The sequence below is a fragment of the Pseudosulfitobacter koreensis genome (assembly GCF_024733015.1).
Classification (GTDB): domain Bacteria; phylum Pseudomonadota; class Alphaproteobacteria; order Rhodobacterales; family Rhodobacteraceae; genus Pseudosulfitobacter; species Pseudosulfitobacter koreensis.
This window is the reverse complement of record NZ_JANKJG010000010.1, coordinates 116,386-138,854: the sequence shown is the minus strand read 5'-3', so window position 1 is coordinate 138,854 and position 22,469 is coordinate 116,386. Positions and strand designations below refer to the sequence as shown.

23 protein-coding genes are annotated in these 22,469 nt (G+C 64.4%); 10 read left to right on the top strand and 13 right to left on the bottom strand.

The features are described 5' to 3' along the window. Positions 1 to 120: 120 nt before the first annotated feature. The 3 genes from modA to modC are packed head-to-tail and all read left to right on the top strand — an operon-like array spanning position 121 to position 2,635. Positions 121 to 858 carry a molybdate ABC transporter substrate-binding protein gene (gene modA / locus NTA49_RS13745; protein ID WP_258295370.1) on the top strand — a complete coding sequence of 246 codons (738 nt, stop codon included), beginning with the start codon at positions 121 to 123 and terminating at the stop codon, positions 856 to 858. Next, the gene (gene modB, locus NTA49_RS13740) at positions 858 to 1,544 is read left to right on the top strand and encodes a molybdate ABC transporter permease subunit (protein WP_258295369.1); all 687 of its coding nucleotides are present in this window, start codon (positions 858 to 860) and stop codon (positions 1,542 to 1,544) included. Before modA ends, modB begins: the two co-directional genes overlap by 1 nt. After that, positions 1,541 to 2,635: a molybdenum ABC transporter ATP-binding protein gene (gene modC, locus NTA49_RS13735; RefSeq protein WP_258295368.1), complete on the top strand. Its 1,095-nt coding sequence runs from the start codon at positions 1,541 to 1,543 to the stop codon at positions 2,633 to 2,635. Before modB ends, modC begins: the two co-directional genes overlap by 4 nt. Before the next feature lie 12 nt (positions 2,636 to 2,647). On the opposite strand, the gene NTA49_RS13730 is transcribed toward modC, so the two are convergent. Further along, positions 2,648 to 3,430, bottom strand: coding sequence for an EcsC family protein (locus NTA49_RS13730; protein WP_258295367.1), 783 nt, complete (start codon positions 3,428 to 3,430; stop codon positions 2,648 to 2,650). A 78-nt stretch (positions 3,431 to 3,508) separates the two neighbouring features. Continuing rightward, entirely contained in the window at positions 3,509 to 4,003 is a 495-nt protein-coding gene (locus NTA49_RS13725; RefSeq protein WP_258295366.1) for a GNAT family N-acetyltransferase, read from the bottom strand. A gap of 90 nt (positions 4,004 to 4,093) precedes the next feature. Between NTA49_RS13725 and NTA49_RS13720 the strand changes: the two genes are divergently transcribed. The 4 genes from NTA49_RS13720 to NTA49_RS13705 all read left to right on the top strand — a co-directional run bounded on the left by NTA49_RS13720 (position 4,094) and on the right by NTA49_RS13705 (position 6,812). Further along, positions 4,094 to 4,699: a flavin reductase family protein gene (locus NTA49_RS13720; protein ID WP_258295365.1), complete on the top strand. Its 606-nt coding sequence runs from the start codon at positions 4,094 to 4,096 to the stop codon at positions 4,697 to 4,699. A gap of 182 nt (positions 4,700 to 4,881) precedes the next feature. Next, positions 4,882 to 5,757 (top strand): S-methyl-5'-thioadenosine phosphorylase, encoded by an 876-nt coding sequence (locus NTA49_RS13715; RefSeq protein WP_258295364.1) that lies wholly within the window; start codon positions 4,882 to 4,884, stop codon positions 5,755 to 5,757. 28 nt (positions 5,758 to 5,785) lie between these two features. Further along, positions 5,786 to 6,250, top strand: coding sequence for a DUF2269 family protein (locus NTA49_RS13710; protein ID WP_258295363.1), 465 nt, complete (start codon positions 5,786 to 5,788; stop codon positions 6,248 to 6,250). A 31-nt stretch (positions 6,251 to 6,281) separates the two neighbouring features. Then, positions 6,282 to 6,812 (top strand): adenine phosphoribosyltransferase, encoded by a 531-nt coding sequence (locus NTA49_RS13705; protein ID WP_258295362.1) that lies wholly within the window; start codon positions 6,282 to 6,284, stop codon positions 6,810 to 6,812. Between the two features lie 74 nt (positions 6,813 to 6,886). Here NTA49_RS13705 and NTA49_RS13700 read toward each other — a convergent pair whose 3' ends face one another. The 11 genes from NTA49_RS13700 to coxB all read right to left on the bottom strand — a co-directional run bounded on the left by NTA49_RS13700 (position 6,887) and on the right by coxB (position 16,707). After that, positions 6,887 to 8,302: an FAD-binding oxidoreductase gene (locus NTA49_RS13700; protein ID WP_258295361.1), complete on the bottom strand. Its 1,416-nt coding sequence runs from the start codon at positions 8,300 to 8,302 to the stop codon at positions 6,887 to 6,889. A 50-nt stretch (positions 8,303 to 8,352) separates the two neighbouring features. Further along, positions 8,353 to 9,180: an MBL fold metallo-hydrolase gene (locus NTA49_RS13695; RefSeq protein ID WP_261368319.1), complete on the bottom strand. Its 828-nt coding sequence runs from the start codon at positions 9,178 to 9,180 to the stop codon at positions 8,353 to 8,355. 46 nt (positions 9,181 to 9,226) lie between these two features. Further along, a complete protein-coding gene (locus tag NTA49_RS13690; protein WP_258295359.1) occupies positions 9,227 to 9,811 on the bottom strand; it encodes a GNAT family N-acetyltransferase in 585 nt (194 codons plus the stop codon). Then, on the bottom strand, positions 9,811 to 11,073 hold the full coding sequence (locus NTA49_RS13685) for a M16 family metallopeptidase (protein WP_258295358.1): 1,263 nt from the start codon (positions 11,071 to 11,073) through the stop codon (positions 9,811 to 9,813). The genes NTA49_RS13690 and NTA49_RS13685 overlap by 1 nt, the downstream gene beginning before the upstream one ends. Beyond that, a complete protein-coding gene (thrC, locus tag NTA49_RS13680) occupies positions 11,070 to 12,458 on the bottom strand; it encodes a threonine synthase (RefSeq protein ID WP_258295357.1) in 1,389 nt (462 codons plus the stop codon). The genes NTA49_RS13685 and thrC overlap by 4 nt, the downstream gene beginning before the upstream one ends. After that, a complete protein-coding gene (locus NTA49_RS13675) occupies positions 12,455 to 13,147 on the bottom strand; it encodes an SURF1 family protein (RefSeq protein ID WP_258295356.1) in 693 nt (230 codons plus the stop codon). The genes thrC and NTA49_RS13675 overlap by 4 nt, the downstream gene beginning before the upstream one ends. A gap of 102 nt (positions 13,148 to 13,249) precedes the next feature. Further along, positions 13,250 to 14,056, bottom strand: coding sequence for a cytochrome c oxidase subunit 3 (locus NTA49_RS13670; RefSeq protein ID WP_258295355.1), 807 nt, complete (start codon positions 14,054 to 14,056; stop codon positions 13,250 to 13,252). Positions 14,057 to 14,066: 10 nt separating this feature from the next. After that, positions 14,067 to 14,648 (bottom strand): cytochrome c oxidase assembly protein, encoded by a 582-nt coding sequence (locus tag NTA49_RS13665; protein ID WP_258295354.1) that lies wholly within the window; start codon positions 14,646 to 14,648, stop codon positions 14,067 to 14,069. Beyond that, positions 14,645 to 14,806, bottom strand: a complete 162-nt coding sequence (locus NTA49_RS13660; protein ID WP_258295353.1) for a hypothetical protein — start codon at positions 14,804 to 14,806, stop codon at positions 14,645 to 14,647. The genes NTA49_RS13665 and NTA49_RS13660 overlap by 4 nt, the downstream gene beginning before the upstream one ends. Beyond that, complete coding sequence (locus NTA49_RS13655) at positions 14,806 to 15,744, bottom strand: heme o synthase (protein WP_258295352.1); 939 nt, start codon at positions 15,742 to 15,744, stop codon at positions 14,806 to 14,808. The genes NTA49_RS13660 and NTA49_RS13655 overlap by 1 nt, the downstream gene beginning before the upstream one ends. Before the next feature lie 69 nt (positions 15,745 to 15,813). Beyond that, positions 15,814 to 16,707, bottom strand: coding sequence for a cytochrome c oxidase subunit II (gene coxB / locus NTA49_RS13650; RefSeq protein ID WP_258295351.1), 894 nt, complete (start codon positions 16,705 to 16,707; stop codon positions 15,814 to 15,816). A 173-nt stretch (positions 16,708 to 16,880) separates the two neighbouring features. Between coxB and tldD the strand changes: the two genes are divergently transcribed. From tldD to topA, 3 genes are all read left to right on the top strand, one after another. Then, complete coding sequence (gene tldD, locus NTA49_RS13645) at positions 16,881 to 18,302, top strand: metalloprotease TldD (RefSeq protein ID WP_258295350.1); 1,422 nt, start codon at positions 16,881 to 16,883, stop codon at positions 18,300 to 18,302. Positions 18,303 to 18,429: 127 nt separating this feature from the next. Next, positions 18,430 to 19,590, top strand: coding sequence for a DNA-processing protein DprA (gene dprA, locus NTA49_RS13640; protein WP_261368318.1), 1,161 nt, complete (start codon positions 18,430 to 18,432; stop codon positions 19,588 to 19,590). 110 nt (positions 19,591 to 19,700) lie between these two features. Beyond that, positions 19,701 to 22,370, top strand: coding sequence for a type I DNA topoisomerase (topA, locus tag NTA49_RS13635; RefSeq protein WP_258295348.1), 2,670 nt, complete (start codon positions 19,701 to 19,703; stop codon positions 22,368 to 22,370). Positions 22,371 to 22,469 lie beyond the last annotated feature (99 nt).

Sequence of the window (22,469 nt, the reverse complement as noted above, 5' to 3'; positions counted from 1 at the left end):
CCAGACGGATGCCACGTTTTTGCGAATTTTTGGTGAAGGTGTCCGAGTTTCGTCACATCTTTGGCAGGACTTGCGGAATGAACTTGCGATGGCTGGGCCGCGTGTAAATACTGCCCAATCATGGGCAAACTTACATGCAAGAGCTTTTGCATCGCCGCTGCGATGATCTGCGCCGTCGCGGCGCCCGCTATAGCGCGCGACGTCACTGTTTTCGCAGCCGCCAGCCTGCGCGGCGCGCTGGACGAGGTCGCGGCCCTGAGCGCCGATACTGTCGTGATTTCCTATGGCGGATCGGGGGCCATGGCGCGGCAGGTGGCGCAGGGTGCCCCTGCGGATCTGGTCGTTTTGGCAAACCCGCAATGGATGGACTGGCTGCACGCACAAGGGGTGGTTGCACCGGATGCAGCAGCCCCGCTCTTGACCAATACGCTGGTCCTGATCGGGCATAGCGGCCCCGAAATGCCGAACCCCGACGCCGATGCCCTGCTGGCGCGCCTAAATGGCGGGCGCATGGCGATGGGTCAGCGCGACGCCGTGCCCGCAGGCGTCTACGCGCGCGCCTGGCTTGAGCACATCGGCGCTTGGTCCACGGTCGAGCCGCATCTTGCCGAAGTCGAGAACGTGCGCGCCGCGCTGGCACTGGTGGCGCGGGGCGACGCGCCGCTGGGCGTCGTCTATGGATCGGACGCGGGGGCCGAGCCGAAGGTCAGCGTTCTATGGCGCATTCCATCCGAGCAACATCCCGCCATCTCCTATCCTGCGGCGGCCCTGACGCCCGAGGGGGCGCAGTTCATGACCACCTTACGCAGCCCGCAGGCTGCAGCCATATTCGTTCGACACGGCTTCAGCCTGCCCTGATGGACGCCGCCGGATACGAAGCACTGCGCCTGTCGCTGCTGGTTTCGGGCACGGCGACGCTGCTTGCCCTGCCGCTGGCCCTGGGCTGCGCCTGGCTGCTGGCGCGGCGTGATTTTTGGGGCAAGGATCTGCTCAGCGCGGCGATACACCTGCCGCTGGTCCTGCCCCCGGTCGTCACCGGCTATCTGCTGCTGCTGGCTTTCGGCCGCACGGCCCCGGTGGGGCGGTTTCTGGAACAGACGCTGGGGCTGGTGCTGGCCTTCCGCTGGACCGGCGCGGTGCTTGCGGCGATGGTCATGGGCTTTCCGCTGATGGTGCGCGCAATGCGATTGGCGATCCAAGCCGTCGATCCGCGCATCGAGGCCGCCGCCGCCACGCTGGGCGCGCCGCGCTACGCCGTTTTTGCCACCATCACCCTGCCGCTGATCGCACCGGGCATTCTGGCAGGCACCGTTATGGGCTTTGCCAAGGCCCTGGGCGAGTTCGGGGCCACGATCACCTTCGTCGCCGCGATCCCCGGCCAGACACAGACGCTGCCCTCGGCCATCTACAGCTACCTGCAGGTGCCGGGCGGAGAGGCACGCGCGGCGCAGCTGACCCTGATCGCCTGCGCTATCGCGGTGTCGGCTGTCATCGTGTCGGAATGGCTGTCGCGGCGCATCGCGGCACGGATCGGGGCAGCATGAGCCTCAGCGTCGATATCGAACACCGTTTCGACGGCTTCACGCTCAAGGCCGCTTTCGAGGCACCGCCGGGGGTCACTGCGTTGTTCGGACGGTCTGGGGCGGGCAAGACGACGCTGGTAAATGCGGTGGCCGGTTTGCTGCGCCCGGACGCAGGGCGGATCACGCTGAAGGACCGCGTGCTGCTGGACAGCGCAGCGCACATCTGCCTGCCGCCGCACCGGCGTCGCCTCGGCTATGTCTTTCAAGACGCACGGCTTTTCCCGCATCTCAGCGTGGCGGCCAACCTCGATTATGGCACGCGCTATGCCTCCGGGGGCGGCACCGCGATGTCACGCAGCGATGTGATCGACCTCTTGGGTCTGGCACCGCTGCTCGACCGCCGCCCGCGCCATCTGTCGGGCGGCGAGACCCAGCGCGTCGCAATCGGGCGCGCGCTGCTGTCGCGACCCGAAATGCTGTTGATGGACGAACCGCTGGCCGCACTGGATGCGACGCGAAAGGCCGATATCCTGCCCTATCTGGAACGGCTCAAGACCGCCTACAACCTGCCGATCCTCTATGTCTCGCACGCGCTCGATGAAATCGCGCGGCTTGCCGACACGCTCGTGCTGCTGGCGGACGGCAGGGTCCACAGTGCCGGACCGATCCGCACGTTGCTGTCCGATCCCGCACTGGTTCCGGTGCTGGGCGTGCGCGAAGCGGGTGCGGTGATCGACGCGCGCGTGACGCATCATGCCGACGACGGGCTGACGACCTTGCGTATCGCGGCAGGCGATCTCTATCTGCCCGGCGTGCAGGCCCATGTGGGAGACGTGGTGCGGGTGCGCATCCGCGCAGGCGACGTGATCATCGCGCGCGAGCGGCCCAAGGGCCTGAGTTCGGTGAACATCCTGCCTGTCACGGTCACCGCCGTACAGATGGGCGACGGGCCGGGGGCTGCCATCGCGCTCGATGCCGCGGGCGACGCGCTGCTGGCGCGGATCACCGCACGGTCGGCGCGCGATCTGGGGCTCCAGGCGGGCATGCCCTGCTTTGCCGTACTCAAGGCGACGTCCGTGGCCCAGGCCTCGATCGGGCAGCACCTGCCCTGAGGGTTGATCACGTCAGGCCCTGACGCCCTTGCGACGGTCCAGACGTTCCTTCAGCCTTGCAACCAGCACCTCGCGCGGGGTGTCGGCATCAATCGCCAGCTTGCGCAGGGAAAAGTGGATATGCGCCATCTCGGCGTAATAGCTGGTGTACGCATAGTTCACCGCAGCCCCGGCCACGGCGCCCAGCACCGGCACCGTCTGCGCCGCAAGCTTTTGCCCCAGCACCACGGCCAACCGGGGCGCGACCCGCGCCACCAGCGCCTGCATCGCCGCCCCGCTCAGCGCGACCCGCGCCGACAGAAACGCGATGTCCGCGCCATCGTCCTCGGCCAGCGGCCCGGCGGCGGCAAAGACCTGCACGCAGTCGAACCGCACATTCTCGGACGCGGTGTCAAAGCCCAGCGCATGCGCCTCGCCCTCGATCACCCGCAACAGCAGCGTGGTGGTCACCGGCAGCTCTGCCAGCGCCGTGGGCAGACCGCCAAAGCCACCCGCCGCCCCCATCGCCGCACTGACCGACCGGTTGATCCACGAGGATTGGTCGCGCACCATCCTGCGCGAGCCGCTGGCAACCTTCATCGCCTGGGTCAGCGCCATGACCGTGGACCCTTCCAGCCGCTGGCGCACATCGCCGGGCAGTCGCGTCAGCAGCCCGTCTGCCCGTGCGCCAAAGGCGTTCAGCAGCTCGATCCCCATTCCGCTGGCCTTGCGATAGCGCGCGGCAAGCCTGTCCAGCTCGGCATCCAGATCCACAACCGCCGGTCCGGCATCTTCGGGCAAGGTCACGTTGTTCATGTGCAGTCCTCCTGTCCTCAAAGATCGGGGCAGAGGGCGCAAAATTCAATGCTCTATATCAGTCAGGCTTGGACAGTCTCAGACCTCGGCGTCCCAGCGCATCACGTCGCCGCGCACACCGTCCCATGCGCCCGGTGTCAACTCGTGCCCCAGCACCCGGTCGGGGTTGGTCGGCGGCGGCATCACCACGTCGTCCAGCCGCGCAAAGCCAAAGCGCTGGTAATAAGGCGCATCGCCCACCAGCATCACACGGTCCCACCCCAGATCGCGGGCAGCGTGCAGCGAAGCATGCATCAGTTGCCCGCCCAAGCCCTCGCCCTGCCGTGTCGGGTGCACCGCGACCGGCCCCAGCAGCAGCACCTGCGCACCGTCCACCCGCACCGGCCAATAGCGGATCGCGCCGCCCAGAATGCCGTCGCGGTCACGCGCCACGTGGCTCAGCCCGACGACGGGTGCGATGCCGTCCCGCAAGCGGTAGGACGACAGCGCCTCGCGTCCCGGTGCGAAACACAGGTCGTACAAGGCTTCGACTTCCCACCAGTCATCGCGGGTTTCGGGCGTCAGGGCGTACATCGGTGGCGGGTCTTACTTCGGTGGTTCCGGCTGGCCTTTGCCCTATCATGCGGCTAACCCTTTGCCAAACCGAACCGAAAGGCCTGCCTCATGTTTTATCGCCCCGCCGACGGACACCCTCTGCCGCACAATCCCTTCAACGCCATCGTCACGCCCCGCCCCATCGGCTGGATCTCGACGCAGGATGCGAGCGGCGTGCCCAACCTCGCGCCCTACTCGTTCTTCAACGGCGTGGCCTACGTGCCGCCGCAGGTCATGTTCGCATCGACCGGCACAAAGGACGATCAGGACAACACCAAGGACAGCGTCGCAAACATCCGCGAAACCGGCGTGTTCTGCGTCAACATCGTCGAAGCGGCGGCGCGCGACGCGATGAACGCGTCCTCGGCCACCTATCCCAAGGGCACGGATGAATTCGCCGAGGCAGGGGTCACCGCCGAGCGCTGCGAGACCATCGACTGCCCCCGCGTCGGCGGCGCGCCTGCGGCCCTGGAATGCAAGGTCACCCAGATCGTGCAGATCGAAGGCGCCTCCAACTACGTTGTGTTCGGAAGGGTCACAGGCGTGCACATGCGCGACGACACCATCGTCGATGGCCGGTTCGACATCACCACCTATCAGCCGCTGTCGCGCCTTGGCTACCGCGACTATACCGTGATCAAGGACCTGTTCGAACTGACACGCCCCGACGACTGACAACGCCACGCCTGCCCCCCGAACCCTGCGCTTCTTTTGGCCATAAATATCCTCGGGGGACGGCGCGCCAGCGCCGGGGGGCAGACAGCCCTCGCCGCTATCCCCCCAACAACCGCCTTGCGGGCCGCGCCCCAGACGTTAGGCTTGCCGCGATACACTCACCCCACGAAAGGGCGCCTCCCATGACCCCCACCCGCATCGCCGTGATCGGCGGCTCCGGCATCTACGAAATCGACGGTCTGGAAGACGCCAAATGGGTGCAGGTCGCAACCCCCTGGGGCAAGCCGTCCGACCAGATCCTGACCGGCACACTCGATGGCGTCGAAATGGCGTTCCTGCCCCGCCACGGGCGCGGCCATGTGCACACGCCGACGTCGGTGCCCTACCGCGCCAACATCGACGCGCTCAAGCGGATCGGCTGCACCGACGTGATCAGCGTCTCGGCCTGCGGGTCGTTCCGCGAGGAAATGGCGCCCGGCGATTTCGTCATCATCGATCAGTTCATCGACCGGACGGTGAACCGCGACAAGACCTTCTTCGGCCCCGGCTGTGTGGCCCATGTCAGCGTCGCGCACCCGACCTGCCCGCGCCTGTCGGACGCCTGCGAAACCGCCGCGCGCGACGCGGGCATCAATGTGCATCGCGGCGGCACCTATCTCGCGATGGAAGGCCCGCAGTTCTCGACCCTCGCGGAAAGCCGGATGTACCGCGAAAGCTGGTGCGCGGACGTGATCGGCATGACCAACATGCCCGAGGCCAAACTCGCCCGCGAGGCCGAGCTGTGCTATGCTTCCGTCGCGATGATCACCGATTATGACAGCTGGCATCCCGATCACGGCGAGGTCGACGTGACGCAGATCATCGCCACGCTGACCGGCAATGCCGACAAGGGCCGCAATCTGGTCGCCCGCCTGCCAGCCCTTCTGGGGGCCGAACGCGCGCCCTGCCCACACTTCTGTGACCGCGCATTGGAATACGCGATCATGACCTCACCCGAGGCGCGCGACCCCGACGTTGTGGCCAAGCTTGACGCCGTCGCCGGGCGGATGCTCGGCTGACAGCGGCAAACGTGGAAAGAAACCGCTGATGGATGCTTACCTCACAGCCAAGTGGCTGCACATACTGTCATCCACAGTCCTGTTCGGCACAAGCATCGGCACCGCGTTCCACATGGTCTGGGCCATGCGCAGCGACAATCCGCAGGTGATCCACCGCACCGTCTCGGGCGCCCTGATGGCGGCCTTGCTCTGCACCGCGCCTGCCTGGCTGATCCAGCCCGCGACCGGCCTGTGGCTGATCCACCTGCAGGGCTATCCGCCGACCGAAGCCTGGCTCACGCTGACCTATGCGCTTTACGCCCTGGCCTTCATCGCGTGGGTGCCCGCAATCGGCCTGCAGTTCCGTATCCGCAGCCTGACGGACAGCACCACATCCGTGCCGTTGCAAGCGCGCCGCGCCTATCGCATCTGCATCGCGTTGGGCTGCCCTGCCTTCCTTGCACTGGTGGCAATCTTCTGGCTTATGATCCACAGGCCGCCACTCTGGGGCTGAGCGCCCGCCTCCCCAAACACCGGAAAACACCATGAAAACCGTCCAAGACTATATCCGCACCATCCCCGACTTCCCGCACGAGGGCATCATGTTTCGCGATGTCACCACGCTCTTTGCCGATCCGCGCGGCTTTCGCATGGCTATCGACCAGATGCTGCACCCCTACGCGGGTCTGCATATCGACAAGGTCGTGGGGCTCGAGGCGCGCGGCTTCATCCTGGGCGGTGCCATCGCGCACCAGCTGTCCAAGGGCTTCGTGCCGATCCGCAAGAAGGGCAAGCTGCCCGGTGCGACGATCGAACAGGATTACACGCTGGAGTACGGCAAGGCCGTGGTCGAGATCCACGATGATGCCATCCAGCCGGGCGAGACCGTGCTGATCGTCGATGACCTGCTGGCCACGGGCGGCACGGCCGAGGCTGGCATCAAGCTGATCGAACGTCTGGGCGGCAAGATCATCTCGTGCAGCTTCATCATCGACCTGCCCGACCTGGGTGGCCGCGCCCGGCTTGAGGGGATGGGCATCGACGTCCAGGCCTTGTGCGCCTACGCGGGCGACTAGCCCTCCCCTTCATCTTGCCAAAAAACTCCGGGGTGAGGCGCGCCAGCGCCGAGGGGCAGCGCCCCTCTCGTCGGTCAGCCCCGCAGAACAGCGCCGGGGTTCATGATCCCCACAGGGTCCAGCGCCGTCTTGATCGCGCGCATCGCCGCCAGCTTGGCGGGATCGCCATAGCGCTCCAGATCGTCCACCTTCAGCCGCCCGATCCCGTGTTCGGCGCTGACCGAACCGCCCAGTTCTTGCACCAGATCGTGCACCGTGCGCTTGATCTGCGCACGCTTGTCCTGATGATCCGCGCGGCTCTCGCCCGCGACCGGAAACACGTTGTAATGCAGGTTGCCGTCGCCGACGTGCCCGAAGCAGTTGATGCGAAAATCACCGATGGCATGGATGCGCGCGTCGGCCATGGTGATGAACTCGGCCAGCGCGCCCAGCGGCACGGAAATGTCGTGGCTGCTGACCGACCCTATGCGCCGGTTGGCCTCGGGGATGTGCTCGCGCACGGCCCAGAAGTCGTCGGACTGCGTCTGGGATTGCGCGATGATGCCGTCGCTGACCAGATCCGCCTCCGCCCCCGCCACGAACAATTGCTCCAGCGCTTCGACCGGGTCCTGCGCCGCAGGCAGACCGACCTCGACCAGCACGCACCATTCCGGCGCCACGTCCCAGGGCCTGCGAATATCGGGCAGGGTTTCGGCCAGGAACTCCATGCCCTGTCGGTGCATCAGCTCGAAGGCGCTGATCCCCTCGCCCAGGACGTCACGGCCCAGAGTCAGCAGTTTCAGCGCCGCCGCCGGACTTTCGACCACCAGCATCGCGGTGCCGCTGCGGGCGGGGCGTGGCGACAGTTTCAGTGCTGCTGCGGTGATGATGCCCAGCGTGCCCTCGGCACCGATCAGCAGATGCCGCAGGTCGTATCCGGTGTTGTCCTTGCGCAACCGGCTCAGTCCGTTGAGGACGCTGCCGTCGGGCAGAACCGCCTCGAGCCCGAGGCACAGATCGCGCGTATTGCCATAACGCAGCACGCCGGTGCCGCCCGCGTTTGTGCTGAGGTTGCCGCCGATCCGCGCGGTGCCCTCGGCGGCCAACGACAGCGGAAACAGCCGTCCGGCATCGTCGGCAGCCTTCTGGACGTCGGCCAGGATCACGCCCGCCTCGACAATCGCCACGTTTTCATCTGGATAGACAGCGCGCACCGCGTTCATCCGCTCCAGTGACAGGATCAGCGGCACGGGGCCTGCCTCAGCAATCTGTCCACCGACCAGACCGGTGCCGCCGCCATAGGGAATGATGCCGATGCGATGTTCAGCGCATATCCGCACCAGCACCGCCACCTCTTCAACGCTCCGTGGCAGGGCCACCAGCCCGCTCTGGCCGCGATAACGTCCGCGCGGTTCTTCAAGATAGCGATCCTCGGAGCGCCGGAACCGGTCGTCAGGCAGCGCCGCAGTCAGCAGCGGTTCGATCTCGGGGGTCAATGATGCCAATGTCATGGCCGCAACATCCCGCCGCGCCGCGCCAAAGGCAACCGCTGAATGTGGCCCTATCGCCGCAGCCATTCGGGGCGCAGCACCATGATCGTGGGCCGCGACGGCAACCTGTCGCGCGACATCTGAAGGGACGGACCGCCCACCTCGACCACGGCGAAACTGTCCGTCATCCCGGTCAGGAACGCATCCAGCGCATAGTCGGAAAACCAGTGCATCGGCAGCACCACGGAAGACTTCAGACGTTTCAGGATGCGCGTCATCGTCGGCAGGTCCAGCGTCATGCCCCCGTCGATCGGGGCCATCACCACATCCAGCCGCCCGATGGCCGCATATTGCTCGGCGTTCGGCTCGTGGTGCAGGTGCCCCAGATGGCCGATGCACAGGCCTGCGATTTCAAACACAAAGATCGAATTGCCCCGAGGCTCGCTGCCGCCGTACTGGCTGCGAATGTCGGTCGAGACGTTGCGCACCAGCACTTCGCCCAGATCCACATGATGCTCAATCCCTTCGCCGAACGGGCCCCAACCATTCAGCACGTGGTCGATGGCCGGGTCGGGAAAGGCGGTCCAGTGGGTGTCATGCGCGTGGTTCATCGTGACCACGTCGGGGATCATCGGCACGTTACCGATAAAGCCCGTGAAATCGGTCACCATGTTCAGCCCGGCATGGCTTCGGATCAGAAAGCTGGCGTGGTTGATATAATGGATCAGCACCGTCTCGCGCGGCACTTCGGCGTCATAACTGGCGTGGTGGACAAAACTGGCGCCGTCGATGTCGCCTGCCAGTGCGATGCAGTGGCTCGGCGTGCGCGGCGGTTGCTGGGCAGCGACCTGCGTTGCGCCTGCAAAAACTGTCAAGGCCGTCAAAAGTCTGATCAACATGATGCGTTCCCCCTGACCCGAAAGGATAGCGCACCTGCCGCCAAAGTCATCCTGCGTCGGTGCGTCCGCGTCGGTCATGGCGCAGGGATGCGTAAAGAACGTGCGTTCGCCAGCGTCCGTCGATCTGCAGATAGGATTGCGCGACACCTTCGTACTTGAAACCCGACTTTTCCAGCAGCCCGCGCGAGGCGACGTTCTCGGGCAGGCAGGCGGCTTCGATCCGGCTGAGGTCCTGGCGGGTAAAGGCATGGTGCACCACCGCTTCGATGGCCTCGCGCATGTAGCCCTTGCGCGCAAACATCTGCCCCGTCCAATAACCCAGCGTACCCGCCTGCGCAGGGCCGCGCCGGATATTGTCCAGCGTGATCGCCCCCAACAGCACCTCGTCCGTGCGGCGGATCAAAAACAGCGGAAGCGCCGATCCGTTGGCGATGGAACGTTGCGCCCAATAGACCCGGTTGGTGAAGGCCTTGCGCGACAGATGGTCGTCGGCCCAGCCCGGCTCCCAGGGGCTAAGGTACTCCCTCGAATGGGCGCGAAGTGCAGCCCATGGCCGGAAATCTGCATGGGTCGGGGGCCGCAGCGTCAAACGCTCGGTCTCGATCCGCAGTTTCCGTTTGGTCAGAAGCATCAGGCGACCCGACGCTCCTGCAAGGCGTCCAGCGTGGGGGCTGTCTCGACCGGACCATAGAGCGCCAGTGCCGCCGGGGCCGAGGCCGCGATGTTTTCGGCAAACTCGCGCACGTCGCCGGTGGTGACGGCATCAATGCGTGCGATGGTCTCTTCCAATGGCGGCACACGGTCCCAGATCTGCACCAGCCGCGCCAGACGCTCGGCGCGGTTCGACGGGCTTTCCAGCCCCATCAGCAGCCCTGCCTTCATCTGCGCACGGGCGCGGGCCACTTCTGCGGGGTTCATGTCAGAGGCCGCGCGCTTCATCTCGTCGATGGTGATCTGCGACAACTCGGCCACCTGATCGCCGCTGGTGCCGGCGTAGACGGTCATCATGCCGGTGTCCTCATAGGCACCTGCCGAGGCGAAGATCGAATAGCACAGGCCACGGTTCTCGCGGACCTCCTGGAACAGCCGCGAAGACATGCCGCCACCCAGAGCGCTCGCGTAAATCTGTGCCACATAGATGTCGTCATCGCGATAGCCGGGGCTCTCGAAGGCCAGCGCGAAATGCGCCTGCTCCAGATCCTTGACCTGACGCACTTCGCCGCCCCGAAATGCCGCAGGCGCCAGTTTGAACGCAGGGGTCGGAACCATGCCGCCGAACATTTCCTCGGCCAGCTTTACGATGGCATCATGGTCGACCGCACCCGCCGCCGACAGGATCATCTCTTCTGGCCCGTAATGCTGGGCCACGAACTTCGCCAGGTCCTTACGCGAAAACGCCTCGATCCGCTCGGTCGGGCCCAGAATGGTGCGTCCGATGGGCTGTTCGGGATAGGCCTGCGCCTGCAACCAGTCGAATATCACGTCATCGGGGGTGTCCAGCGCCTGACCGATCTCTTGCAGGATCACGCCGCGCTCTATCTCGATCTCGTTCTTGTCGAAGGTCGGGTTCAGCAGGATGTCCCCGATCACGTCCATCGCCAGCGGCACGTCCGCCTCGAGCACCCGCGCGTAATAGGCCGTGACTTCGCGGCTGGTGTAGGCGTTGATATAGCCGCCCACGTCTTCTATCGCCTCGGCGATCTGCAGGGCGCTGCGCTTGGCCGTGCCCTTGAACGCCATATGCTCGAGGAAATGCGCGATACCGTTCTGCTTGGGCGCTTCGTGTCGGCCACCGGCATTGACCCAGATCCCGATAGACGCCGAGGCCAGCCCCGGCATGTGTTCGGTCACGATGCGAAAGCCGTTGGCAAGGCGGTGCTGTTGCAAGCTCACTGTGCGATGTGTCCCTTGATATGGTCCTTGAGCGCGGCAAGGTCGTTGGCAACCCGCGTCACCCGTTCCGCGCGTTCATAGAGGTCTTCCATGCGCGGGGGAAGAGGCGGATGAATGCCGCTGGCTTTCTCAACCGCGTCGGGAAATTTCGCCGGATGGGCGGTGGCCAGCGTGATCATCGGCGTGCCGGGCACGCGGGTGTCTTCCGCGACCTTCACACCCACGGCGGAGTGCGGGCACAAGAGTTCGGTGGTGGTCTTCAGCGTGGCGGCAATGGTCGCCTCGGTCTCGGCCTCGGACGCGCGGCCACTGTCGTAGTGCTCCTGCAGCGCCTGCATCGCGCCCTGGCTTACGTCAAAGCCACCCTCTTTCAATTCATCCATCAGTTGCGCCACGGCCTTGCCGTCGCGCCCATAGGCGTCGAACAGCGCACGCTCGAAGTTGGACGAGACCTGAATGTCCATCGACGGGCTGATTGACGGCACGGTCTCGCCCTTGCGATAGCCCTGCCCCTTGAGGCAGCGGTCAAGGATGTCGTTCTGGTTGGTCGCCACCACCAGCCGGTCGATGGGCAAGCCCATGCGCTTGGCGATATAGCCCGCAAAGATATCGCCAAAGTTGCCGGTGGGCACGGTAAAGCTGACCTTGCGGTGCGGCGCGCCGAGCGCGACGGCAGAGGAGAAGTAGTAAACCACCTGCGCCAGCACGCGCCCCCAGTTGATGCTGTTGACGCCAGCCAGCTTCACCGCGTCACGGAATTCAAAGTCGTTGAACATGTCCTTGAGCCGGGCCTGACAGTCGTCAAAATCGCCGTCGACCGCCAGAGCGTGCACATTGCTTTCGGTGGGCGTGGTCATCTGGCGACGCTGCACTTCTGAAATGCGGCCATGCGGGTAGAGGATGAACACATCGACGTTTTCGATCCCGCGAAATGCCTCGATCGCAGCCGAGCCTGTGTCGCCACTGGTGGCGCCCACGATGGTCACCCGTTTGCCGCTGCGGGTCAGGGCGGTCTGAAACAGCTGGCCGATCAGCTGCATGGCGAAATCCTTGAACGCCAGCGTCGGCCCGTGGAACAGTTCCAGCAGAAAATGGCCCTGATCCAACTGCACCAGAGGCGCGCGGGCGGCGTGGCCAAAGCCCGCATAGGCGCGGTCGATACACCCGCGAAATTCTTCGTCGCTGAAACTGTCGCCGACAAAGGGGCGCATCACGCGAAAGGCGATTTCCTCATAGCTTTGCCCTTCCATCGCGGCGATCTGGTCATGCGACAGCGTCGGAATTTCCGACGGCACGTAGAGCCCGCCGTCGCGGGCCAGACCCGTCAGCATGGTGTCTTCGAATGTGAGCTCAGGGGCTTTGCCACGGGTAGAGATATATTTCACAAGTCGGGCCTTTCAGGTCTGCGGCGGGTGCCGCGCAGGGCAAAAACAACGGTCATGCCGACCCAGATCAGGGCAAGCGAGAACCATGTGATAGCGTATTGCAAGTGATTGTTGGGAATACCGTCGGTGTCCACAGGCAATGGGATGACGGTGGCGTCCGGCAGCGATGTTTCGCGCGCCACCACGAACAGGGGTTCGGTGTTCAGGACCTGCGCCATCGCGGGCAGATCGCGGGCGAACCAGATGTTGCGGTCCAGATCGGGTTCGGGGGTGAAGCCGTCGATTTCCTGCGGCCAATGCAGGTTGCCGGTGACGGTCACGGAACCGTCGGGCTGGGTCACTGCACCCCGGTCCTCGTCCCGCACAAAGCCCCGGTCTATCAACACGCGGCGGCCCGCGTCGGTGACAAGCGGTGCAATCACGCGGTAGCCTGCGCCGATCTGCTTCTGGCTGACCAGCACGTAGATCACGCCTTGGTCGAAGGTGCCGGTCACCGTCACGGGCAGGTATTTGTCGTCCACCGGATCGGCCTCGTCAGGCAATGCCACCGGCGCTGCCGAGATACGGGCAGTGATGTCGGCCAGTATGCCTTGTTTCCAGGTCAGACGCTGCACCTGCCAGACCCCGAGCGAGATCAGGATAGCAGCCCCCCCCAAACCGATACCGATCAGAAACAGAATACGTCCCATGCCCGTCGTCCACCGCGCCGTTAGAATGACAAAAGGCGCGAGGGTGACCACGCGCCTTTCGGGGTATTAGGTATTTGCCTGGAATGTGCAACCAGCCAAGGCTTAGGACGGCACGCCCCACATGTAGACGGCGAAGAAGAGGAACAGCCAGACCACGTCGACAAAGTGCCAGTACCATGCCGCCGCTTCGAACCCGACGTGGCGTTCGGGGGTAAAGTGCCCCTTCATCGCGCGGATCAGACAGACCAGCAGAAAGATGGTGCCGATGACCACGTGGAAACCGTGAAAGCCTGTCGCCATGAAGAAGTTGGAATAGAATTCGTCGCCGCCGAATTCCCAGCCTTCGTGCAGCAGGTGGAAGTATTCATAGGCCTGCAGCCCGGTGAACAGAACGCCCAGCACGATCGACAGCGCCAGACCGTTGATCAGGTCCTTGCGGTTGTTTTCGTGCACCAGCGCGTGGTGCGCCCATGTGACCGCACAGCCCGACAGCAGCAGCACCAGCGTGTTGATCAACGGCAGGTGCAGCGCATCGACCGGCACGATGAACGGCGCCTCGTAGGAGGATCCCACGTAGTTTTCCATCGGATAGATCGCGTGTTTGAAGAACGACCAGAACCAGGCCGAAAAGAACATGACTTCGGACATGATGAACAGGATGAAGCCATAGCGCAGACCGATCTGGACCACGGGCGTATGATCGCCCACGTGGCTTTCGTCGACCACCTTGGACCACCACGCGAACATCACATAGAGGATGCCTGCAAGGCCGATCAGAAACAGAAACGGCGAGCCGTCGTGCATCCAGAGCACGGCGCCAAAGAGCATGGCAAAGGCCGCGACCGAGGCCAGAAGCGGCTCGATCGACGGCGGCAGGATGTGGTAGTCATGGTTCTTGGCATGGGCCATGTTCAGTCCCTCAGTTCAGGTTGGTGTCGTTGCTCTGCGCATCCAGGGCGGCATAGCCCTCGGGCAGATCAATTTCGTAGAATGTATAGCTCAGCGTGATCGTATGCACGTATTTTGCATCGCGGTCATCGACAATTTCCGGGTCCACAAAGAAAGTCACGGGCATCTGCACGCGCTCTCCGGGTTGCAGAACCTGCTCTTCAAAGCAGAAACACTGGATCTTGTTGAAAAAGCCGCCTGCCGCATAGGGGGCCACGTTGTAGCTGGCAGAGCCCGCGATGGGCCGGTCGGTGGGGTTGTAGGCCTCGTAGAAGGCCAGCGCGGTTTCACCGATGCGCAGCTTCATCTTGTTCTCGACCGGCTTGAACTGCCAGGCCATCGTGCTGTCGACCGACGCATCGAAGCGCACCGTGATTTCACGGTCGAGGATCTGATCCACACCTTCTGCGGCACGGCCCGGCGTCCCGCCGAACCCCGTCACACGGCAGAACCAGTCATAGAACGGCACCGACGCCCACGACAGCGCGCCCATGACCACGACCACGCCGACCAGTTGGGCAACCGTCCGCCCCGGACCCTGCAACCGCTTCATCTCAACGTCTCCGCCCGCGGCACTTCGAAATCACCGCTTGTGACCTTGGCAAAGGTCAGCGCCAGCACCAGCACCACGAAGGCGACCAGCAGAACGCCGACGCCTACATTGCGGCTGCGGCGACGGCCATGCATTTCATGTTCAGCTTTCAAAGTCATTACCAGCCTCCCAGACCCGAGTTGCGCAGCAGCGCCTCGGCCATGATCGCACCGAAGTGCAGGAACAAATACAACAGCGACAGCTTGAAGAACGACTTTTCAACCGCATAGCTGTCGGCTTCGGCCTGGGCCTCGTTGCGGCGCCAGATCGCATAGGCCCCTTTCAGGAACAGCGCGTTCAGGATCACGGCGGTGGTCAGGTAGATCACGCCGCCGATGGCGGTGAACGCGGTGCCCACGGCCAGCACCACCAGCAGGACGGTGTAGGCCAGGATATGTTTGCGGGTGGATTTGCGCCCGTGCGTCACGGTCAGCATCGGCACGCCCGCATCGTCGTAATCCGACTTCATGAACAGCGCCAGCGCCCAGAAGTGCGGCGGCGTCCACATGAAGATCAGCGCGAACATCAACCATGCCTCGACCGACATCGACCCCGTGGCGACGACCCAGCCGATCACCGGAGGGAACGCCCCTGCCGCGCCACCGATCACGATGTTCTGCGGCGTCGCACGCTTCAGCCACATCGAATAGACGACGGCGTAGAAGAAGATGGTGAAGGCCAAGAGCCCGGCCGCCAGAAAGTTCGCCGACAGTGCCAGCATCATGACCGACAGGCCCGAAAGCGCCACGCCAATGCTCAGGGCCTCGCCCGGCGCGACCTTGCCCGCAGGGATCGGGCGCTTGGCGGTGCGGGTCATCACTTGGTCGATGTCCGCATCCCACCACATGTTCAGCGCACCGGACGCACCTGCACCGATGGCGATGAACAGGATCGAGGCAAAGCCGATCACCGGATTCACGCCGACGGGTGCCGCCAACATGCCCACCAGCGCGGTGAACACGACAAGCTGCATTACGCGCGGCTTCATCAAGGCGAAATAATCGCCAAAGGACGCTTCGGCCTCGAAGGGCTGTTGCTGGCTGCTGATGTCAGTCATCGGTGGCTCACGCATCATGTAAAAACAGAAAGAGGCGGAGAGGCATGCCCCCGCCCCGTTGGTTCAAGTTTACTTGGCTGCGACCTGAAAGCTCTGCGGCAGGCTTGCGAACTCTTCGCGGGCCTCTTCCAGCCAGGCGGCATAGGCCTCTTCCGAGACGACCTTGACGGTGATCGGCATGTAGGCGTGGTTTATGCCGCACAGTTCCGAACATTGGCCAAAGTAGATGCCTTCACGGTCGGCGTTGAACCACAGTTCGGCCAGACGTCCGGGAATACCGTCTTGTTTCACGCCGAACGCGGGGATCGTCCACGAGTGGATCACATCCGCACCTGTCACCTGCATCACGATGTTCTTGCCCACGGGCACGACGACGGCATTGTCGGTGGCAAGCAGGAATTCATCTTCGGAATAGCCTGCTTCGTTCAGCTGCTCGATCACTTCGGGTGTCAGCATGTTCTGACCGCCGGTCGCCGGGGCACCGATCATGTAGCTGGAGAATTCGAACCCTTCGTCCACATAGGAGTAGTCCCAGTACCATTGGTAGCCGGTCACCTTGATCGTCACGTCGGCGTCGGGGATCACCTGCTGCTTGAACAGGATCGGCAGCGAGAATGCACCGATCAGAACCAGAACCACGATGGGAATCACGGTCCATGCGATCTCGATGGGCGAATTGTGGGTAAAGCTGGCAGGCTCGGGGTGGCGGCGCGCATTATAGCGCCAGCCGGCCCAGGCCAGAAGTACGACCACGAACAGCGAGATGATCGTGATGATGACCAGCAGCATGCCGTCAAGCCACTGCAGATCATGGGCCAGTTCGGTCGCGGCAGGCTGAAAGCCCATGGCACCGGGTGTCGGCGCGCCGACGATTTCAAGGTTGTCCTGCGCCAGGGCTGGCAATGCGGCGGTGGCGGCAAAAAGGCCGGAAACAAGGCCTTTGATCGAGAAAAGCTTGGTCATGTATCGTCCTGATCTTGTGATCGCTGTTGGGCGCGGGGAACGGACAAAGCAACATACGCTTTCGCCTCCCGTTGTATTACCCGCGCTTACAATCATATTCTAACCACAAGATAAAGCCATTCTTACCGCGTCAAAGAGACACGCTAAGCCCAAAACAGCAGGATCAGCACCCCATGACCGATGCCCCATTCGCCCCTTTCGACAGCCTGCTGGACCGCGACGAAGCGCTCAAGGTGCTGCGCGCCGCAACCGACGGGGCAGACGACGGCGAACTTTTCCTAGAACGCCGCCGGTCCGAAGCGCTGGTGTTCGACGATGGCCGCCTGAAAACCGCCAGCTACGACGCCTCCGAAGGCTTCGGCCTGCGGGCGGTGCGCGGCGAAGTGGCAGGCTACGCCCATTCCACCGAACTGTCGGTTGCGGCGTTGCGACGCGCCGCCGACACCGCGCGGCTGGCCGTGGGCGACGGCGGCGGCACCTGGGCCGATGCGCCGCAGGCCACGAACACGCGGCTTTACACCGATGAAGACCCGATTGCGGGTGCGGCGTTCCCGGTGAAACTGGACACATTGCGCGAGATCGACGCCTTTGCCCGCGCGCTGGACAAACGCGTGGTGCAGGTCTCGGCGACCATCGCCGCCTCGTTGCAAGAAGTCGAGATCTTGCGCCCCGAGGGCGGCTCGGTGCGCGACGTGCGCCCGATGACGCGGGTGAACGTGTCGGTGATCGTGGAACAGAATGGCCGACGCGAATCGGGCACCGCAGGCGGCGGCGGGCGCATCGGCCTCGACGGGCTGCTGGACCCCGCTGACTGGCAGGCCAAGGCGCGCGAGGCTCTGCGGATCGCCATCGTCAACCTGGATGCGGTCCCCGCCCCTGCGGGCGTGATGGACGTGGTGCTTGGCCCAGGCTGGCCCGGCATCCTGCTGCACGAGGCCATCGGTCACGGGCTGGAGGGCGATTTCAACCGCAAGGGATCATCCGCCTTTGCGGGGCTGATGGGCCAGCGGATCGCAGCCCCCGGCGTGACCGTGCTGGACGACGGCACGATCCCCGACCGGCGCGGGTCGATCAGCGTCGATGACGAAGGCACCCCCAGCGCGCGCAACGTGCTGATCGAAGACGGCATTCTGGTAGGCTTCATGCAGGACCGTCAGAACGCGCGGCTGATGGGCGTGGAACCCACCGGCAACGGGCGGCGCGAGAGTTATGCGCATACGCCGATGCCGCGCATGACCAACACCTATATGCTGGGCGGGAACCTGACACCGGGCGACATCGTGGCCGATCTGAAGGACGGTATATATGCCGTGGGCTTCGGCGGCGGTCAGGTGGACATCACCAACGGCAAGTTCGTGTTCTCGTGCACCGAAGCCTACCGGGTGCAGAACGGGGTTGTGGGCGCGCCGGTCAAGGGGGCCACGCTGATCGGGGACGGTGCCACGGCGCTGCAACAGATCCGCGCCATCGGCAACGACCCGGCGCTGGACCCCGGCATGGGCAACTGCGGCAAGGCGGGGCAATGGGTGCCGGTGGGCGTGGGCCAACCCACGCTGATGATCGGCGGGCTGACCGTGGGGGGCAGCGGAAAATAGGCTGTGGCAAAAGGCTGTGTTGATGCCGCCAATTCGTTCGATTGTTTTTGTCGAAACGAGGCTGATTCTTTCACCGCTTGTTAACCTAGAACCCGCATAAAGCTTGTAGCAACAGGCGGAGACACGGATGACTGAGCGAGGATCATATCCTTCTTCCACTCACCCCCCACTCCCACCCACCCCGGAAGACGATTGGTTTCTGCGCCTTCGCCTGTTGCGATCCCGCCGGGTCGGCATAGCAACCTTTCACAGGCTGCTGATCGAACACGGCACGGCGCAAAACGCGCTGGATGCGTTGCCGGAACTGGCGCGCGCTGCTGGTGTAGAAAACTACGCCCCTTGCCCCGTTGCCGTCATCGAGGCCGAGCTGAAAGCCGGCCGGACGGCCGGGGCAACCCTTGTATCGCAAACTTCACCACTCTACCCCGCCACCCTGCGCGATCTGTCGGATGCGCCGCCGTTCCTGTGGGCGATCGGCGATCTGTCGGTGCTGACACGCCCGATGATTTCGATCGTGGGCGCGCGCAATGCGTCCAGCCTGGGCACCCGCATGGCCAAATCGCTGGCCCGCGATCTGGGGGCCGAAGGGTTCGTGATCGTCTCGGGCCTTGCGCGGGGGATTGATGCGGCGGCACATCTGGCGGCACTCGAGACCGGGACGGTCGCCGTGCAGGCAGGCGGCGTCGACATGATGTATCCGGCGGAAAACACCGAACTGGCCCTGGCGATCCCCGAACACGGTCTGCGGCTGTCGGAACAGCCGATGGGTCTGCAACCGATGGCGCGGCATTTCCCCACCCGCAACCGGATCGTCTCGGGGCTGAGCCGCGCGACCATCATCGTCGAGGCGGCGTCGAAATCGGGCAGCCTGATCACCGCGCGCGATGCGCTGGACCAGGGCCGCGAGGTGCTCGCGGTGCCCGGCAGCCCGCTGGATGCCCGCGCATCGGGATGCAACTTGCTGATCCGCGATGGTGCCACATTGATCCGCAATGCCGCAGATGTGATCGAAGCACTTGCACCAATGGCACCGCGCGCGCCCAGCCTGCCGATGCATCTGCCGCTGACCCCGCCCCCTGTGCCTGTGCGCGACCGCCGCTCATTGCGCGACACCGCAGCACTGCACATCCAGATCCTGAACCGTCTCGGCCCTGCCCCGGTGGCCGAGGACCAGTTGATCCGCGATCTGGCCGCCGCACCGTCCGATGTGGCCCCGGTTCTGCTGGAACTGGAACTGGATGGACGCATCGAACGGGGGGCGGGCGGGCTGCTGACGCGGCCCAACTAAGGGCCCCTGCAAGGCCCCCAACCGGACCCATGTTGACATTCAATGCTTGCACCCCACATCTAGCGCCGCCATAGACGCAGAAGATTTTCAGTCCCCGAGGTGCATCTTACATGCCAGTTGTCGTCGTCGAATCTCCGGCCAAGGCCAAGACTATCAACAAGTATCTGGGTGACAATTACACCGTTCTGGCATCCTACGGCCACGTCAGGGACCTGCCGCCCAAGGACGGATCGGTCGACACCGACCATGATTTCGAGATGCTCTGGGAGATCGGCAGCGACAGCAAGAAGCACGTCAAGGCCATCGCCGACGCCCTGAAAAACGACAACGAACTGATCCTCGCGACCGACCCCGACCGCGAGGGCGAGGCGATCAGCTGGCACCTGCAAGAGGCGCTGACCAAGCGCAAGTCGATCACCAAGAGCACTCCGGTGTCGCGCGTGGTGTTCAACGCCATCACCAAAACCGCCGTGACCGAGGCGATGAAAAACCCGCGTCAGGTCGACATGCCGCTGGTCGAGGCCTATCTCGCCCGCCGCGCGCTAGATTACCTTGTGGGCTTCAACCTGTCGCCGGTGCTCTGGCGCAAGCTGCCCGGTGCAAAATCCGCCGGCCGCGTACAATCGGTCTGCCTGCGCCTTATCACCGAACGCGAGATGGAGATCGAAGCCTTTCGTGCCCGCGAATACTGGTCGGTCAAGGCGCTGCTTGCCACGCCGCGCGGACAGGAGTTCGAGGCGCGCCTGACCACGCTGGCAGGCAAGAAGCTGGATCGCTACGATATCGAGAACGGCACACAGGCCGAAATGGCCGTCCAGGCGATCACCAGCCGCGATCTCAAGGTGCAGTCGGTCGAGGCCAAGCCCGCCAACCGCAACCCCTCTGCCCCGTTCATGACATCAACGCTGCAACAGGAAGCCAGCCGCAAGTTCGGCATGGGCGCACGCCAGACCATGAGCGCGGCTCAACGTCTCTACGAGGCGGGTTACATTACCTACATGCGGACCGACGGCATCGACATGGCACCCGAGGCCGTGCAGATGGCGCGCGACGCGATCAAGGACCGCTATGGCGCCGATTACGTGCCGAGCAGCCCGCGCGTCTACAAGAACAAGGCGAAGAACGCGCAGGAAGCGCACGAATGCATCCGCCCGACCGAGATGTCGCAGGATGCCGACGCCCTGAAGATCAGCGATGGTGATCAGCGCAAGCTTTACGATCTGATCTGGAAACGCACGCTGGCCTGCCAGATGGAGAGCGCGCGTCTGGAGCGGACCACCGTCGATGTGGGCAGCCAGGACGGCCAGGTGATGCTGCGCGCAACCGGTCAGGTCGTGCTGTTCGACGGCTTCCTCAAAATCTACGAGGAAGGCCGCGACGACGATGTGACGGATGACGACGACAAGCGACTGCCGCAGATCGGCGAAGGCGACAAGATGGACAAACGCGCCGTCACGCCCGAGCAGCACCATACCCAGCCCCCGCCCCGCTACACCGAGGCGACGCTGGTCAAGCGCATGGAAGAGCTGGGGATCGGCCGCCCGTCGACCTACGCCAGCATCGTGACCACGATCCAGGACCGCGAATACGTCCGCAAGGAAAAGAACCGCCTGATCCCCGAGGACAAGGGGCGGTTGGTCATCGCCTTCCTCGAAAACTATTTCCGCCGCTACGTGGGCTATGACTTCACCGCCTCGCTCGAAGAAGAGCTCGACGACGTCAGCGCCGGTGACCGCGATTACAAGTCGGTGCTGGCGACGTTCTGGCGCGACTTTTCGGCGGCGATTGCCGAAACCTCGGATCTGCGCATCACCGAGGTGCTGGAAAAGATCAACGAGGTTCTGGAGCCGCACCTGTTCCCACCCACCGAAGACGGCACCGACCCGCGCCTGTGCCCCAACTGCGGCACCGGGCGTCTGTCGATGCGCACGGCCCGCTCCGGCGGTGCGTTCATCGGCTGCTCGAACTACCCCGAATGCCGCTATACCCGCGCCTTCGGCCCTCCCGGAGCCGAGGATACGGGCGGCATTCCGCCCGAGGGCAAGGTGCTGGGCGAAGATGCGGGCGACAAGATCTACGCCTTCAAAGGACGCTTCGGCCCTTACGTGCAGCGCGGCGAGGTCACTGACGACAACAAGAAGCCGCCGCGCCAGTCGATCCCGAAGGACTGGCCGCCCGCCGACGTCGATCTGGCGCAGGCGTTGCAATTGCTGTCTCTGCCCCGTCTGGTCGGCCCCCACCCCGAGGATGGCGTTGCTGTCTGGGCCAACATCGGGCGCTATGGACCCTATCTGAAACACGCCGAAAGCACGTCGGAGCGCGGCGGCACCAACGCCAACCTCGAAGGCATCGACGAGGTCTGGACCGTGGGCATGAACCGCGCGGTGCAGCTCTTGGCCGAGAAGCTCGCCTCGCGCGGGGGGCGTGGCGCTGCCGCGAAACCGATCCGTGAATTGGGCGAGCACCCCGATCAGGGTGGCCCGGTCAACATCATGAAGGGCAAATACGGGCCTTATGTGAAATGGGAAAAGGTCAACGCCACCATCCCCAAGGAGGTCGAGCCCGAAGACCTGACGATGGATGCGGCCGTCCTGCTGATCGAGGAAAAGCTGGCGAAATCTCCGGCCAAGCGCAAGGCAGCGCCTAAGAAGAAACCAGCGGCGAAGAAACCCGCCGCCAAGAAGCCTGCCGCCAAGAAAGCGCCGACCAAGAAGCCTGCTGCCAAGAAAACAGCCGCGAAAAAACCGGCCGCAAAGCAAGCCGACGCCGGCGAAAGCTGACCCCTTTACCGCCACCACCTCGCGAACTGCGACTGGTGGCGGTAACATCCTCCCAGCCCCCCTTCCAGAGCCGCCGGGTCATGTTGACACCAAGGCGAC